16 protein-coding genes are annotated in these 13846 nt (G+C 61.7%); 6 read left to right on the top strand and 10 right to left on the bottom strand.

Annotated features, from left to right (window positions below):
* Nucleotides 1-84: 84 nt before the first annotated feature.
* The gene (uraH, locus tag M8Q45_RS17315) at nt 85-438 is read left to right on the top strand and encodes a hydroxyisourate hydrolase (protein WP_249875731.1); all 354 of its coding nucleotides are present in this window, start codon (nt 85-87) and stop codon (nt 436-438) included.
* A 194-nt stretch (nt 439-632) separates the two neighbouring features.
* Here uraH and M8Q45_RS17310 read toward each other — a convergent pair whose 3' ends face one another.
* The 3 genes from M8Q45_RS17310 to M8Q45_RS17300 all read right to left on the bottom strand — a co-directional run bounded on the left by M8Q45_RS17310 (nt 633) and on the right by M8Q45_RS17300 (nt 3442).
* Nucleotides 633-1259 carry a LysE family translocator gene (locus M8Q45_RS17310; RefSeq protein WP_249875730.1) on the bottom strand — a complete coding sequence of 209 codons (627 nt, stop codon included), beginning with the start codon at nt 1257-1259 and terminating at the stop codon, nt 633-635.
* A gap of 62 nt (nt 1260-1321) precedes the next feature.
* The gene (locus M8Q45_RS17305; protein ID WP_249875729.1) at nt 1322-2671 is read right to left on the bottom strand and encodes an NCS2 family permease; all 1350 of its coding nucleotides are present in this window, start codon (nt 2669-2671) and stop codon (nt 1322-1324) included.
* 333 nt (nt 2672-3004) lie between these two features.
* On the bottom strand, nt 3005-3442 hold the full coding sequence (locus M8Q45_RS17300; protein ID WP_249875728.1) for a MarR family winged helix-turn-helix transcriptional regulator: 438 nt from the start codon (nt 3440-3442) through the stop codon (nt 3005-3007).
* An 81-nt stretch (nt 3443-3523) separates the two neighbouring features.
* Here M8Q45_RS17300 and M8Q45_RS17295 point away from each other — a divergent pair, with 81 nt between their 5' ends.
* A complete protein-coding gene (locus M8Q45_RS17295) occupies nt 3524-4690 on the top strand; it encodes an aminotransferase-like domain-containing protein (RefSeq protein ID WP_249875727.1) in 1167 nt (388 codons plus the stop codon).
* Between the two features lie 143 nt (nt 4691-4833).
* On the opposite strand, the gene M8Q45_RS17290 is transcribed toward M8Q45_RS17295, so the two are convergent.
* The 5 genes from M8Q45_RS17290 to M8Q45_RS17270 all read right to left on the bottom strand — a co-directional run bounded on the left by M8Q45_RS17290 (nt 4834) and on the right by M8Q45_RS17270 (nt 7604).
* Nucleotides 4834-5205 (bottom strand): glutathione S-transferase N-terminal domain-containing protein, encoded by a 372-nt coding sequence (locus M8Q45_RS17290; protein WP_249875726.1) that lies wholly within the window; start codon nt 5203-5205, stop codon nt 4834-4836.
* A gap of 101 nt (nt 5206-5306) precedes the next feature.
* Nucleotides 5307-5852 carry a GTP cyclohydrolase I FolE gene (gene folE / locus M8Q45_RS17285; RefSeq protein ID WP_030142335.1) on the bottom strand — a complete coding sequence of 182 codons (546 nt, stop codon included), beginning with the start codon at nt 5850-5852 and terminating at the stop codon, nt 5307-5309.
* Nucleotides 5853-5929: 77 nt separating this feature from the next.
* Nucleotides 5930-6487: a Smr/MutS family protein gene (locus M8Q45_RS17280; RefSeq protein WP_025214971.1), complete on the bottom strand. Its 558-nt coding sequence runs from the start codon at nt 6485-6487 to the stop codon at nt 5930-5932.
* Between the two features lie 74 nt (nt 6488-6561).
* Nucleotides 6562-6882: a hypothetical protein gene (locus M8Q45_RS17275; protein WP_030142334.1), complete on the bottom strand. Its 321-nt coding sequence runs from the start codon at nt 6880-6882 to the stop codon at nt 6562-6564.
* Nucleotides 6883-7013: 131 nt separating this feature from the next.
* A complete protein-coding gene (locus M8Q45_RS17270) occupies nt 7014-7604 on the bottom strand; it encodes a cysteine hydrolase family protein (RefSeq protein ID WP_249875725.1) in 591 nt (196 codons plus the stop codon).
* 254 nt (nt 7605-7858) lie between these two features.
* Here M8Q45_RS17270 and prmB point away from each other — a divergent pair, with 254 nt between their 5' ends.
* Nucleotides 7859-8767, top strand: coding sequence for a 50S ribosomal protein L3 N(5)-glutamine methyltransferase (gene prmB, locus M8Q45_RS17265; RefSeq protein ID WP_181289807.1), 909 nt, complete (start codon nt 7859-7861; stop codon nt 8765-8767).
* Between the two features lie 197 nt (nt 8768-8964).
* Here prmB and M8Q45_RS17260 read toward each other — a convergent pair whose 3' ends face one another.
* Complete coding sequence (locus M8Q45_RS17260) at nt 8965-9753, bottom strand: hypothetical protein (protein WP_249875724.1); 789 nt, start codon at nt 9751-9753, stop codon at nt 8965-8967.
* A gap of 109 nt (nt 9754-9862) precedes the next feature.
* The gene (locus M8Q45_RS17255) at nt 9863-10828 is read right to left on the bottom strand and encodes an alpha/beta hydrolase (protein WP_249875723.1); all 966 of its coding nucleotides are present in this window, start codon (nt 10826-10828) and stop codon (nt 9863-9865) included.
* Between the two features lie 128 nt (nt 10829-10956).
* On the opposite strand from M8Q45_RS17255, the gene aroC reads away from it, so the two are divergent.
* Genes aroC through M8Q45_RS17240 form a run of 3 tightly spaced genes read left to right on the top strand, consistent with a single transcriptional unit; the run spans nt 10957 to nt 13845 of the window.
* Nucleotides 10957-12048, top strand: coding sequence for a chorismate synthase (gene aroC, locus M8Q45_RS17250; RefSeq protein WP_249875722.1), 1092 nt, complete (start codon nt 10957-10959; stop codon nt 12046-12048).
* A 34-nt stretch (nt 12049-12082) separates the two neighbouring features.
* Complete coding sequence (locus M8Q45_RS17245) at nt 12083-13228, top strand: MFS transporter (RefSeq protein ID WP_249877342.1); 1146 nt, start codon at nt 12083-12085, stop codon at nt 13226-13228.
* Nucleotides 13225-13845: a methylthioribulose 1-phosphate dehydratase gene (locus M8Q45_RS17240; RefSeq protein ID WP_249875721.1), complete on the top strand. Its 621-nt coding sequence runs from the start codon at nt 13225-13227 to the stop codon at nt 13843-13845. Before M8Q45_RS17245 ends, M8Q45_RS17240 begins: the two co-directional genes overlap by 4 nt.
* Nucleotide 13846 lies beyond the last annotated feature (1 nt).

Below are 13846 nucleotides of genomic sequence, written 5' to 3'. Positions count from 1 at the left end.
GTGCTCCGAAACGGTGCGGCCTGTCTTTCAACTGATTCAGGAGGCGTCGGGCCGGACTGTTCTGCAGCGAGGCGCGCACAATCAATGGGACGTTTGACTACTCATGTTTTGGATGCAGCACACGGTTGCCCTGGAAGCTCGATCAAGATCGAGCTGTACCGTGTCGATGGTTCGCAATTGCAGTGGGTTGCCAGTGCTTTGACCAATAGCGACGGCCGTTGCGACGCGCCGCTGCTGCAGGGGGATGATTACCGCAGCGGGGTCTACCAGATCCAGTTCCACGCCGGTGACTACTACCGCGCCCGTGGCGTTCAACTGGCCGAGCCGGCGTTTCTCGATGTGGTGGTGCTGCGCTTCGGTATTTCGCAAGAGCAGGAGCATTACCACGTGCCGTTGCTGATTTCGCCCTACGCCTATTCAACCTATCGAGGCAGTTGATCCCCCAAGCAACTGCCTTGCCCTGGAAGCGACTGCGCATACAGCTTCTTTGGTTTTCAGCCCGCCCACACTGCGGGCTTTTTTTCGCCCATCGAATAAGTGGGGGCTCATCGCGAGCAAGCTCGCTCCCACAAGGTTTCGTGAGCGCCAGGAATCGGTGTGGGAGCGAGCTTGCTCGCGATGCTTTTGCTTTTTCAGCGGCTCAACAGGGAAGCCGCCCCGGCACCGCTGAACAACCCGGCACTGACCCGGTTGAACCAGCTCTGGCCCTTACCGGTGCGCAGATACCGGGCGGCGCCATGGGCACCTAGCCCATAAGCCAGCTTGCATAGCAGGTCGAGTACGGTCCAGGTGGCGATCATGATCAGCAGTTGTGGCAGGAAGGCTTGCTCGGCGTTCAAGAATTGCGGCAAGAACGCGGCGAAGAACAGGATGTCTTTCGGGTTGCTTGCCCCCAACACGAACGCCCGGCCGAACAAGGCGCGGAAGCGCGGAATGGCGGCCTCTTGGGGTACCTCGGCGCGCTGGGAAGGCTGGCGCGATTGCTGCCAGCTCTGCCAGGCAAGGTAGAACAGGTATAACGCACCGACGATTTTCAGGGCACTGAACAATTGCTCCGACGCCATCAACAACGCACCAAGCCCCAGCGCCGAAGCGCTCAACAGGCAGATCGACGCGATCACGCCACCCAGGAACGCCGGGTACGAGCGGCGCAGGCCGTAGTTCAGGCTATTGCCGATCATCAACAGCGACAACGGGCCGGGGATGAGGATCACCACCAAGGCGGCGCCACTGAACAACAGCCAGGTTTCCAGATTCATTGCGTTGCTCCTGATGTACAAAAGCCTCACCCAAGGGGTGAGGCGGGTGGATACGGCATCGCCTACAGGAAGATGAACTTGGCGATGAAGATCGCGCAGAGCACCCACAGGCTGACGGAAATGTCCTTGTGTTTACCGGTACCGGCCTTGAGCACCACGTAGGTGATGAAACCCAGCGCGATGCCATCGGCGACCGAGAAGGTCAGGGGCATCATGATGGCCGTGACGATGGCCGGGATGCTGTCGGTGGGTTCGTCCCATTCGATATGGGCCATGCCGCCCATCATCAGCATGGCGACATAAATCAAGGCGCCGGCCGTGGCATAGGCCGGGATCATCCCGGCGAGCGGTGCGAAGAACATGGCGGCAATAAATAGCACACCGACAGTCACGGCGGTAAGCCCCGTGCGGCCACCGGCAGCGACACCGGCGGCGCTTTCCACGTAGCTCGTCACCGGCGGCACACCGACCATGGCGCCGAATACACTGGAGGCGCTGTCGGCTTTCAGGGCGCGGGACAGGTTCTCGATCTTGCCATCGGCCTTCACCAGGCCGGCGCGCTGGGCGACGCCCATCAGGGTGCCGGCGGTGTCGAACATGTGCACGAACAGGAAAGCCAGCACCACGCTGATCATGCTGATGTTGAACACACCGGCCACGTCCATCGCCATCCAGGTCGGGGCCAGGCTCGGTGGTGTCGACATGACGCCGTTGTACTGCACCAATCCCAGGCCCCAGCCGGCCAACGTCACGGCGATGATGCTGATCAGGATCGCGCCGAACACGCGGTGATAACTGAGCACGGCGATCATCAGGAAGCACACCGCGGCCAACAACGGACCGGGCTCACGCAACGAGCCGAGCTTGATCAGGGTGGCGGGGCTGTCGACGATGATGCCGGCGGTCTTCAGGCCGATCAGCCCGAGAAACAACCCGACCCCTGCACCCATGGCGAACCGCAGGCTCACGGGGATGCTGTTGAGCAGCCATTCACGTACCCGCGACAAGGTCAGGATCATGAACAGCACACCGGATATAAACACCGCGCCCAGCGCGGTTTCCCAGTTGTAGCCCATGGTGCCGACCACGGTGTAGGTGAAGAACGCATTCAGGCCCATGCCCGGCGCCAGGCCAACCGGCCAGTTCGCATAGAGCCCCATCAACAGGCAGCCCAGGGCGGCGGCGATGCAGGTGGCGACGAACGCGGCACCGTGATCGATGCCCGCGTCGGCCATGATGTTGGGGTTGACGAAAATGATGTAGGCCATGGTGATGAAGGTCGTCAGACCGGCGATCAGCTCGGTCTTCACCGTGGTGCCATGCAAGCTGAGCTTGAAGATGCGCTCCAGCCAGCCACTGCGTAATGGCGGCGACAGGTCCAGGGTCCGGGCTTCGGGTTTGCGGCTTTCCACAGCGAGTACTCCTCAAGAGTTTTATTGTTATTTCCGGCCCCGCACGTCCCCTGAGGGTGACGGCGAAGCTTTGAGGCAGGTAAGGCTGGCGTAGTAGTTGACCTGATGGTCAGGAACTCGCACGAAGCGAATTATGCTTTTGTATACAAATAATGCAAATAATGTTTTCTGTTTTGTCGACGAAATTTATGGAGATAGGGATATATCGCCTATCAGGACGCTATCGCGAGCAAGCTCGCTCCCACAGCGGACTGTGATGAATGCAAGATTTGTCTTCACCACTGAACCCCTGTGGGAGCGAGCTTGCTCGCGATAGCGTCTGATCAGACGCCTTCAGTCACCGGATTTCCCCAATGCCAGATTCACTGCCAGCCATCCATCCACTGCCGCTTCCCCCGCTTCGGCAAACACCCGCTCCAGCAATTTCACCTGCTCCCGGCGCAGCGCCTGTTCGAATCGCTGGCCCTCCGCCGTCAATTCCAACAGCCGCTTACGCTTGTCGGTCTCGGACGCGACGCTGCTGACCAGGTGCATCTCCATCAACTGCCGCAAGGGCATGTTCAACGCCTGCTTGGTCACGCCCAGCAATGCCAGCAGTTCCTTCACGCTCAAGGAGGGGTAGCGGGCGATGAAAAAAACGATGCGCTGGTGCACCCGGCTCAGCCCACGACGCTCGAGCATTTCATCGGCCTTGGCCGTGAATGCCTGGTAACCGAAGAAGAACGCTTCCATGGCCATTTGTTGAGAGGGCGGATTCTTAAGGTCAAGCATGTTGACGTTTCCCAGGGCGGCGAGGTAATTTCGGTCAAACAGTTTGACTCATTTTTCCAAGGCCTCGCTACAGGTGACCCCATGGCTTTTTCCGAACGTGTCTCGCGCCTCAAAAGTTCTTTGATTCGAGAAATCCTCGCCGCGGCGCAGCGCCCGGAAGTGATGTCGTTCGCCGGTGGCCTGCCGGCCGAAGCCATGCTGCCCAAGGTGGAGTGGGACGCGATGCCGCTGTCCATGGGCCAATACGGCATGAGCGAGGGTGAGCCGGCCCTGCGCGAAGCATTGGCCGCCCAGGCGCGGTCGTTGGGCCTGGCTTGCGAGGCGAGCCAGGTGCTGGTGGTCAGCGGTTCCCAGCAAACCCTCGATCTGGCGGCCAAGCTGCACATCGACGTCGGCACCGAGGTCATGCTCGAAGCGCCGACGTATCTTGCGGCCCTTCAAATCTTTCAGCTGTTCGGCGCCGACTGCATCACCGTCCCCCTTGAGGCGGACGGCCCGGATCTGGAGCACATGCGGGCCCAGCTGGAGCAGCATAGACCGGCCTTTATCTACCTGATTCCAACGTTCCAGAATCCATCGGCGGTGCGCTACAGCGAGGCCAAGCGCGACGCAGTGGCGGCCCTGCTGGATGAATTCGGCGTGACACTGGTCGAAGACGAACCTTACCGCGAGCTGACCTTCGACGGCGGCAGCGCCACGCCTGTTGCCAGTCGCTTGAAGAAGGCCAGTTGGATCTACACCGGCACTGTGTCGAAAACCCTGTTGCCGGGCCTGCGGGTGGGTTATCTGATCGCCAGTCCGGACTTGTTCCCGCACCTGCTGCGGCTCAAGCAATCGGCGGACCTGCACACCAATCGCATCGGCCAATGGCAGGCGCTGCAGTGGATTGGCACCGAGCAGTACCGCAGCCACCTGCATGAGTTGAGGGATTTCTACCGGGATCGGCGCGATCGGTTCCAGGCTGCGCTAGAGGAGCACTTTTCCGATATCGCGGACTGGAACATGCCACAGGGCGGGTTGTTTTTCTGGCTGACACTCAAGCAACCGCTGGACACCCGGACCTTGCTTGCCGCGGCGTTGGCGGTTGACGTAGCGTTCATGCCGGGTGAGCCGTTCTTTCCAGAGCCGGACAAGCACCTGGGGCACTTGCGCTTGAACTTCAGCCACATCGATCCGGCGCGGCTGGATGAAGGGCTCAGGCGGCTGGCGGGTGTGGTGCGAGGGGTTTTGGCCGCAAAAGCAGCCTGACTGATGCGGTGATCAGGCTGGCCCTATCGCGAGCAAGCTCGCTCCCACAAGGAACCATGCATGACCGCAGAGTGATAGTCAGCACCGACCTCCTGTGGGAGCGAGCTTGCTCGCGATGAGGCCATCAGCCCACCATCAAATCCTCAGACCGCCGAAAACCGCTTATCCAGATAATCAATGATCACCTTGGACTCATACATCCAGGTGGTCTCGCCATGCTCTTCAATGCGCAGGCACGGCACCTTGATCCGGCCACCCTGTTCCAGCAGCGTCTGGCGATCCTGTTCGTTATTTTTTGCATCGCGCAGGGCTACCGGTACGTTGAGGCGACGCAGGGTCCGGCGCGTCTTCACGCAGAACGGGCAGGCATGGAATTGATACAACGTCAGGCCGCGAGCCGCCTGTTCGACTTGCGCCTGGGCGTCGGCCGGACGCTTTTTCTTGCCGGGGCGGGTGATGAAGTCGATGAAGATGATGAGCTGGCCCAGGCCAACTCGAAGCGTTTTGACGATCACGTTATAGCCTCACGGCGGAAAGAAGAGGGCGCGCAGCTTACCTGATTTTTCGCGGGCGAAAAAAAACCGGCGATCAATGCCGGTTTTCTTCGCGAGACGCTTTACTTGATCAGGCTGAGGAATTCCATGCGGGTTGCCGCATTTTCGCGGAACTCACCGAGCATCACCGAAGTGATCATCGAGGAGTTCTGCTTTTCCACGCCGCGCATCATCATGCACATATGCTTGGCCTCGATCACCACCGCCACGCCCAGGGCACCGGTCACTTGCTGGACCGCGTCGGCGATCTGGCGGCTGAGGTTTTCCTGGATCTGCAGGCGACGGGCATACATGTCAACGATGCGCGCGACTTTCGACAGGCCCAACACTTTGCCGCTCGGGATGTAGGCCACGTGGGCCTTGCCGATGAAAGGCAGCAAATGGTGCTCGCACAGCGAGTACAACTCGATGTCCTTGACCAGCACCATCTCGCTGTTGTCGGAGCTGAACAAGGCACCGTTGGTGACTTCTTCCAGGGTCTGTTCATAACCGCGGCAAAGGTACTGCATGGCCTTGGCAGCGCGCTTGGGCGTGTCGAGCAGGCCCTCGCGGGAAACGTCCTCGCCCAGTTGGCCGAGAATCGCGGTGTAATTCTGTTCCAGAGACATGAAACTACCTGTGGGGATTTACGCAAAGGGCAAGGGTACGGTGGCGGACTCGGCGCTGCAAGCTCGGCAATCGAGGGCTACTCGTCGCGACCTTCCATCATGGTGCGCTTGAGCATCACGTAGACCGCCCCGGCGCCGCCGTGCTTCGCCTGGCAGGAGGTGAAGCCGAGCACTTGCGGGTGCTGGCGCAGCCAGGTGTTGACGTGGCTCTTGATCATCGGTCGCTTGCCGTCCAGCCGCACGGCCTTGCCGTGGGTGACGCGCACGCAGCGGATTTCGAATTTGGTGGCTTCGGCAAGAAACGCCCACAGGGTCTCGCGGGCCTTTTCGACGGTCATGCCGTGCAGGTCGAGGCTGCCTTCGAAGGGAATCTGGCCAACCTTCAGCTTGCGCATCTGGCTTTCCTGGACGCCGTCGCGCGCCCACATCAATTCGTCTTCGGGACCGACGTCAATGACGAACTGATCGGACAACCCGTCCACGGTGGTGGCGTCGGTGCGTACGGTGGCGGCCTGGCGCAGCTTGGCGATCTGTGCGCGATCGGCCTTGGGTTTGCCCGTTTCGGCGCGATCGTGTTTGATTGGTTTTACGCCCTGGATCGCACTCTTGAACAGGGAAAAGTCGTCGTCTTGCATGTCAGCCTCCGCGAAGGCCGGCCAGTTTACCCAACTCCGGTGGGATAGGGCGCGACAAAACGTCGGATGGCGGATCAGTCGTGCTTTTTCATCAGGTGCGGAGCCATGGCCAGCTCGAGGGATTGGCGGGCGCGTCGGCGGCAACGGCGCCAGAGCCAGACGCCCAGCAGCAATACCAACAGACCGATTGCCAGGATGACCGCCGAACCCAGCGGGGTGGCATTCAACTCGCCCAGTGCGGGCGGACGACCCAGCAGGCTGGCGGCGCCGGCCATTGCCAGTAGCACACCGAGCGTTGCCAGCAGCGCCGCGATGCCCGCGCCGATACGAAATCGCCAGTTACTCGGGCCTTTGGGCCGCAAGCGACGTGCGTCAAAACCATCGGATATCTTCATTCCGACCTTCCTCAATGGGTATCGGCCCTTCGACCGGAAGATGTTCGGGTTGTTCCTGAAGCCAAGGCCATTGCGGCAAATGAGAGGCTTTTGCGGATGAGCGGCACAGCGACCGCTCATCCAGGGCGGGATCAGGCGAAGTCGCGGGTCATGGCCAGTGTAGCGAAGTTGTCCGCCATGATCGCCATTTCGGTCTGGTGTACATGTTCGGCGCTGAGGACGCCGCCCTTGTGCGGCAGGTCGCGCGTGGCGCAGGCGTCCTCCACCAGGGTGCAACGGAAACCCAGGTTCTTGGCGGCGCGCACGGTGGTGCTGACGCTGGAATGGCTCATGAAGCCGCAGACGATCAGGTCCAGGGGGCCAAGTTCTTCCAGGCGCTTCTTCAGGTCGGTGCCGTGGAAAGCGCTGGGCAGCAGTTTTTCCACCACGGTTTCGTCGCCCTGGGGCTCGAGGCCTGGAATGAATTCTCCACGTTCGCCCTGTGGATCGAACAGTCCGCCATGGGTGCCGAGGTGGCGCACGTGCACGATCGGCCGACCGGCGGCGCGGGCCGCGCCGAGCAATTGCTTGATGTTCGCGACCGCCTCATCCATGCCGCTCAGGGCCAGGGGGCCGGCGAGGTATTCCTTCTGGGCGTCGATGATGATCAGGGTCGCTTGACTCAAGTTGGCCGCCGCATAACCACGGCCACTGAGTTGAAACATCGTTTTTGGAACGGACATTCTGGGGCTCCTTCGAGTGGGGCTTTTGCGACATTCTCCTCTGGCTGAGCGGTTCTGTGAATCGCTTCCATCGCAAGGGCCGTCATTGCTGGCCTACAGCCTTGTCAAGAACTGCGCTTTGTTCAATGGGCCTCGCATAAAACGGAAGAATCCTACAGGTTGTCCGGCATATTTCGTCCTGACTTCAGGCACGTTTGGGTGACCGCGTGTTTGGCTGATAGACTCGCCCGTCGATTTTTCTGGAGTTTGCCGCCGTGATCACTTCCCGCCTTCGCACCCTGCGCGACCATATCCGTTGGGCCGTCAGCCGTTTCCATGGGGAGGATCTGTTCTTTGGCCATGGCACCGACAACGCCTGGGACGAGGCACGCCAGTTAGTGTTGGGCGCGCTGCACCTGCCATGGGAAATTGCTGACAGCTACCTGGATTGCCGCCTCGAAGACGAGGAGTTGGTGCATGTGCAACGTCTGCTGCGCCGGCGCATCGCGGAACGCATTCCGACCGCGTACTTGTTGGGTGAGGCCTGGTTCTGCGGAATGTCCTTCATCGTCGACGAGCGTGTGCTCATTCCGCGTTCGCCCATCGGCGAGTTGATTGAAAAACGTTTCGAGCCTTGGTTGGGCCAGGAGCCTGCACGAATCCTTGACCTGTGCACCGGCTCCGGTTGCATCGGGATCGCTTGCGCCTATGAATTCCCCGAGGCCGAGGTGGTGCTGGCGGACTTGTCGTTCGAAGCGCTGGAAGTCGCCAATCAGAACATCGAGCGCCACGGTGTCGATGAGCGTGTATTCACGGTCCAGGGGGATGGTTTCGATGGGCTGCCCGGGCAACGTTTCGACCTGATCGTGTCGAACCCGCCCTACGTCGATGCGGAGGATTTCGCCGACATGCCCCAGGAATACCAGCATGAGCCTGAGTTGGGCCTGGCCTGCGGCGATGATGGCTTGAACCTGGTGCGCCGGATGCTGGCCGAGGCGGCCGACCATCTGACCGACAAGGGACTGTTGATTGTCGAAGTGGGTAACAGCCAGGTGCACGTCGAGGCGCTGTACCCGGAAGTCGATTTCGCCTGGCTGGAGTTCGAGCGCGGCGGGCATGGTGTGTTCATGCTCAGCGCCGAGCAGTGCCGTGAGCACCAGGCGTTGTTCGCTTCCAGGGTTTGACGCAGGGCTGCCTTTGTGGCGAGGGAGCCTGCTCCCGCTAGGTTCTGTAGGAGCTGGCGAAGCCTGCGATCTTTTGATCTTTTGATCTTTCGCTTGAGATTCAAGTGTCAGGGGAAAAGATCGCAGCCTCGCTTCGCTCGGCAGCTCCTACAGAACCCAGCGGGAGCAAGCTCCCTCGCCACGGAATTGCGTCAGCATCAATGCCGCGTCGCAATCCAGATCAACAGCCCCGCCTGGAACATCGCAAACGCCACCAGGCAAGTAATGGTGAAGCGCAACCCGGTGTCTTCGCGCTTGAATTTGTTGACCTTCTCTTCCTGCTGCTTGAGCTTGACCTCCTGTTCCGCCAGGTTCTGCTCGGCTTGCTGGAGCATCTGTGCGGCTTCGAGGATTTCGACGAATTGCAGCTTTTCGGTGTTCCAGTCGCCCGATAGATCGCCGACCTGGGCTTGTTTCACGCTGCCCTTGAGGTGCTGGGCGTCGGCGTAGACCACTTCGAAACCGTGGGCCTTGAGGAAGTGATCACGGCGCAGGCGCGTGTCTTCGTTCAGTGCGTCCTTATTGTTCAAATCGGTGCCGTCAACCCGATAGGTCGACCAACGCTTCTTGGCCCATGTAAGGCCCTGGGCGGCGAGGAAGCGGCCGATGCCTCGGTTCAGGGGCTCGACTTGCAAACTGTCGGGCGAGAAAAACAGGCGTTTCTCGACGTGGTCGGCCCAGACGTCGAGGTGGTTCTGTTCCTTGCGCACCCGCTGGCCCGGCAACTTGATGCTCATGCGCAGCAAGCTGCGTTCCTTGCTATGGCGTTCGGCATAGCTGAACTCGACAAACCGCAGGGGCCGCACGCCAGTGGCGCGATCGGTCTTGAGCGGGGCCAGCCGGAGCATTTTGTGATGCTCGGCCTGCACGTCCGCCCAAGGCAGTTCCGCCGCGGCTGGGGTGGCCGTTTCGGCGGTGGTGTCGGGTGAAGTTTCAGTCTCAGTCATAACGGCAAAATCCTGTCCGGGCCGGCTTGTCGGCAGCCGTTGCGCTGTCCGACACCGGTGTATCGGCCGGATTTGCCGAGACTGGAGGGCTATGGGCCACTAAACCCGCTTAACGGGCGGCCAACGTGCCAATAAAACTCAGGATGTGGGTGCTGAGTTCGGCTGCCAACGGCAGGTTGGGATCCTTATACGAGGCCAGTTGCCGCTTCACATCGTTGGGCACGATGCGCATCACGTGGTTCATGCCGTCGATGAGCGCGAGGTCGGCGTCGGGCTTGGCGGCTTTCAACTGTCTGGCGTCGTCGACGCTGACCTGGATATCGTGGCTGCCCTGGATGATCAAGGCCGGCATCTTCAATGCCGCGAACGCCTGGGCCGGGTCCTGGCGGAACAGCGAAATCAGATACGGCTGCACGCTTGGCCGGAAAATGACCTGCAGTTGCGGCGGAACGTTGGGATCGGGGCGACCGGCCTTGAGGCTGTCGAGCAACTCGTTGCTGCGCAGCATCAGCGGCGGTGGCAAGCGGTTACCGAGCTGTTGACGCAGTACCTGGTCAATCGGACGGGCGCTGCCGGCCACCGAGATGACCGCCGCCGCGTTGACCTGGGGCGCGGCGAGGCTGGCGATCAGGGCACCTTCGCTGTGGCCCAGCAGAATCAACGGGCCCAGTCGCGGATCGGCGGCCAGCTTGTGGCTCCAGGCCACGGCATCGGCAACGTAGGCTTCGACGCTCAGGTTGCGCTCGTCCGGTGTGGCCGCAAGGCTGGCGGCCACGCCGCGCTTGTCGTAGCGCACGCTGGCGATGTTGTGCTTGGCCAGCACCCAGGCCAGGCGCTTGAGACTGTCATTGCGCCCGCCCTCGGGGTTGTTTCCGTCACGATCCGTAGGACCTGACCCTGAAATGATCAGGACAACGGGCACCGGTGTGTCGGACTTGGGCAACAACAGCGAGCCGAAAAGTTCACCGTTGCCGGTGTCGAGGCTGATGGGGCGTTGCAGCACGGTGGCCTGGGCGAAGCCCGAAAGCAGGCCGGTCAACAGGGTAAGGCTCAAGGCAAACGCTCTTAACATCATGACGCCATTAGTTACGAAGGTGCCGGTTGGACTGGCGGGCACCGATAAGGTTCGAGGATGAACTACTCGGGGAGCCTGCGTATACTGGCGCCCATCTCGACTCTCAGCGATTTCACGGAGCGCCCTGCATGTCCGGCAATACCTACGGCAAGCTGTTCACCGTCACCACCGCGGGCGAAAGCCATGGCCCGGCGTTGGTCGCCATTGTCGACGGCTGCCCGCCGGGCCTGGAGATTTCCCTGGAAGATCTGCAGCGTGACCTGGACCGCCGCAAGCCCGGCACCAGCCGCCACACCACCCAGCGCCAGGAAGCCGATGAAGTCGAAATCCTTTCCGGCGTGTTCGAAGGGCGCACCACCGGCTGCGCCATCGGGCTGCTGATCCGCAATACCGACCAGAAGTCCAAGGACTACTCGGCCATCAAGGATCTGTTCCGTCCTGCCCACGCCGACTACACCTACCACCATAAATATGGCGAGCGCGACTATCGCGGCGGCGGGCGCAGTTCGGCCCGGGAAACCGCGATGCGCGTGGCGGCCGGGGCGATTGCCAAGAAATACCTGGCCAGCCAGGGCATCGTCATCCGTGGCTACATGAGCCAGCTGGGCCCGATCGAAATCCCGTTCAAGACCTGGGATTCAGTGGAGCAGAACGCCTTCTTCAGCCCCGACCCGGACAAAGTGCCTGAGCTGGAAGCCTATATGGACCAGTTGCGTCGGGACCAGGATTCGGTCGGCGCGAAGATCACCGTGGTCGCCGAAGGCGTGATGCCTGGCCTGGGCGAGCCGATTTTCGACCGCCTCGACGCCGAACTGGCCCACGCGCTGATGAGCATCAACGCCGTGAAGGGCGTGGAGATCGGCGCCGGTTTCGCCTGTGTGGCCCAGCGCGGCACCGAGCACCGCGACGAACTGACCCCGCAAGGTTTCCTCAGCAACAATGCCGGCGGCATCCTCGGCGGCATCTCCTCGGGCCAGCCGATCGTCGCGCACCTGGCGTTGAAGCCGACATCCAGCATCACCACGCCGGGGCGCTCCATCGACATTGACGGCAACCCGGTGGACGTCATCACCAAGGGCCGCCATGACCCGTGCGTGGGCATCCGCGCCACGCCGATTGCCGAAGCGATGATGGCCATCGTGCTGATGGATCATCTGTTGCGCCACCGTGGCCAGAACGCCGACGTTCGAGTCGGTACACCGGTGCTGGGGCAGCTTTGATGGCTGGCCTGCCGACCGCCGTGGCCTGACGACCATGGCGGCGTTGCCGTACTGGCGGCTTTCCAGTTTCTACCTGTTCTATTTCGCGTTGCTCGGTTCGACCGCGCCGTTCCTGGCGCTGTATTTCGATCACCTGGGGTTCAACGCGGCACGCATTGGCGAGCTGGTGGCGATCCCCATGCTGATGCGCTGCGTGGCGCCTAACCTCTGGGGCTGGCTGGGGGACTACACCGGCCGGCGCCTGGCGATCGTGCGGTTCGGCGCGATCTGTACGCTGCTGAGCTTCTCGCTGATCTTCATCGACAAGAGCTACGCCTGGCTGGCGATGGTCATGGCACTGCATGCGTTCTTCTGGCACGCGGTGCTGCCGCAGTTCGAAGTCATCACCCTGGCCCACTTGAGCGGGCAAGCCTCGCGCTACAGCCAGATTCGCCTGTGGGGCTCCATCGGTTTCATCATCACCGTGGTTGTCCTTGGCCGCCTGTTCCAATGGCTGAGCCTGGACATTTATCCGGTGGCCCTGGCCTTGATCATGGCCGGCATCGTACTGAGCAGCTTTTGGGTACCCAACGCCCAGCCCATGCAGGGGCCACGCGTGGCCGGGGACGGTTTCCTGCGGCAATTGCGCAACCCGGGGGTGCTGGCGTTCTATGCCAGCGTCGGCCTGATGCAGATGAGCCATGGGCCGTATTACACCTTCCTGACGTTGCACTTGGAGCGCCTGGGTTACAGCCGTGGATTGATCGGCGTGCTCTGGGCCGTCGGCGTGGTGGCCGAAGTGTTGGTGTTCCTGTTCATGAGCCGGATCCTGGCGCGGTTTTCCGTGCGCCGGGTGCTGATGGCGAGTTTCCTGCTGGCGGCGCTGCGCTGGTTGCTACTGGGGTCGCTGGCCGAGTTTCTCTGGGTACTGTTGTTTGCCCAGGTGCTGCACGCGGCGACGTTCGGCAGCTTTCACGCCGCTGCCATCCATTTCGTGCAACGTAGTTTCGGCCCGCGCCAGCAAGGCCAGGGCCAGGCGCTGTACGCCGCGCTGGCCGGAACCGGCGGGGCGTTGGGCGCGTTGTATTCCGGCTACAGCTGGAATGCCTTGGGCGCCGGTTGGACATTCAGCATCGCCAGCCTCGCAGCCTTCGCTGCAGCCGTTATCATTGCCACACGCATGCAAGAGGACAGGCCATGAGCCTTACCCGTGAACAGCTCGCCCAGCAGATCATCGACGCCGGGCGTTTTTTATACGGTCGCGGTTGGTCACCGGCCACCAGCAGCAATTATTCGACCCGGTTATCCGCTGGCCAGGCCTTGCTCACCGTGTCGGGCAAGCACAAGGGACAGTTGGGCATCGACGATGTGCTCGCCACCGACCTGGACGGCAACAGCCTGGAGCCGGGCAAGAAACCGTCGGCCGAAACCCTGCTGCACACCCAGCTGTATCGCTGGCGTCCGCAGATCGGTGCGGTGTTGCACACCCATTCGGTGAACGCCACGGTGCTGTCGCGCCTGACCGGCGAAGCGTTCATTGACTTTGAAGACTATGAACTGCAAAAAGCCTTCAGCGGCGTCACCACCCATGAATCCCGGGTCCGCGTGCCGATTTTCGACAACGACCAGGACATCGCGCGCCTGGCCGCCAAGGTCCAACCCTGGCTGGAAGCGCATCCCGATTGCGTCGGCTACCTGATCCGCGGCCATGGCCTGTACACCTGGGGGCCAGGGATGAACGACGCGTTGCGCCAGATCGAAGCGTTTGAATTCCTGTTCGAGTGCGAGCTCAAGACCCGCGCACTCCTGAACCGATAAT

The organism is Pseudomonas sp. T1.Ur, from assembly GCF_023516725.1.
GTDB classification, from domain to species: domain Bacteria; phylum Pseudomonadota; class Gammaproteobacteria; order Pseudomonadales; family Pseudomonadaceae; genus Aquipseudomonas; species Aquipseudomonas alvandae.
The sequence above is the reverse complement of the archived record's forward strand: the minus strand, read 5'-3'. Positions and strand labels throughout refer to the sequence as shown.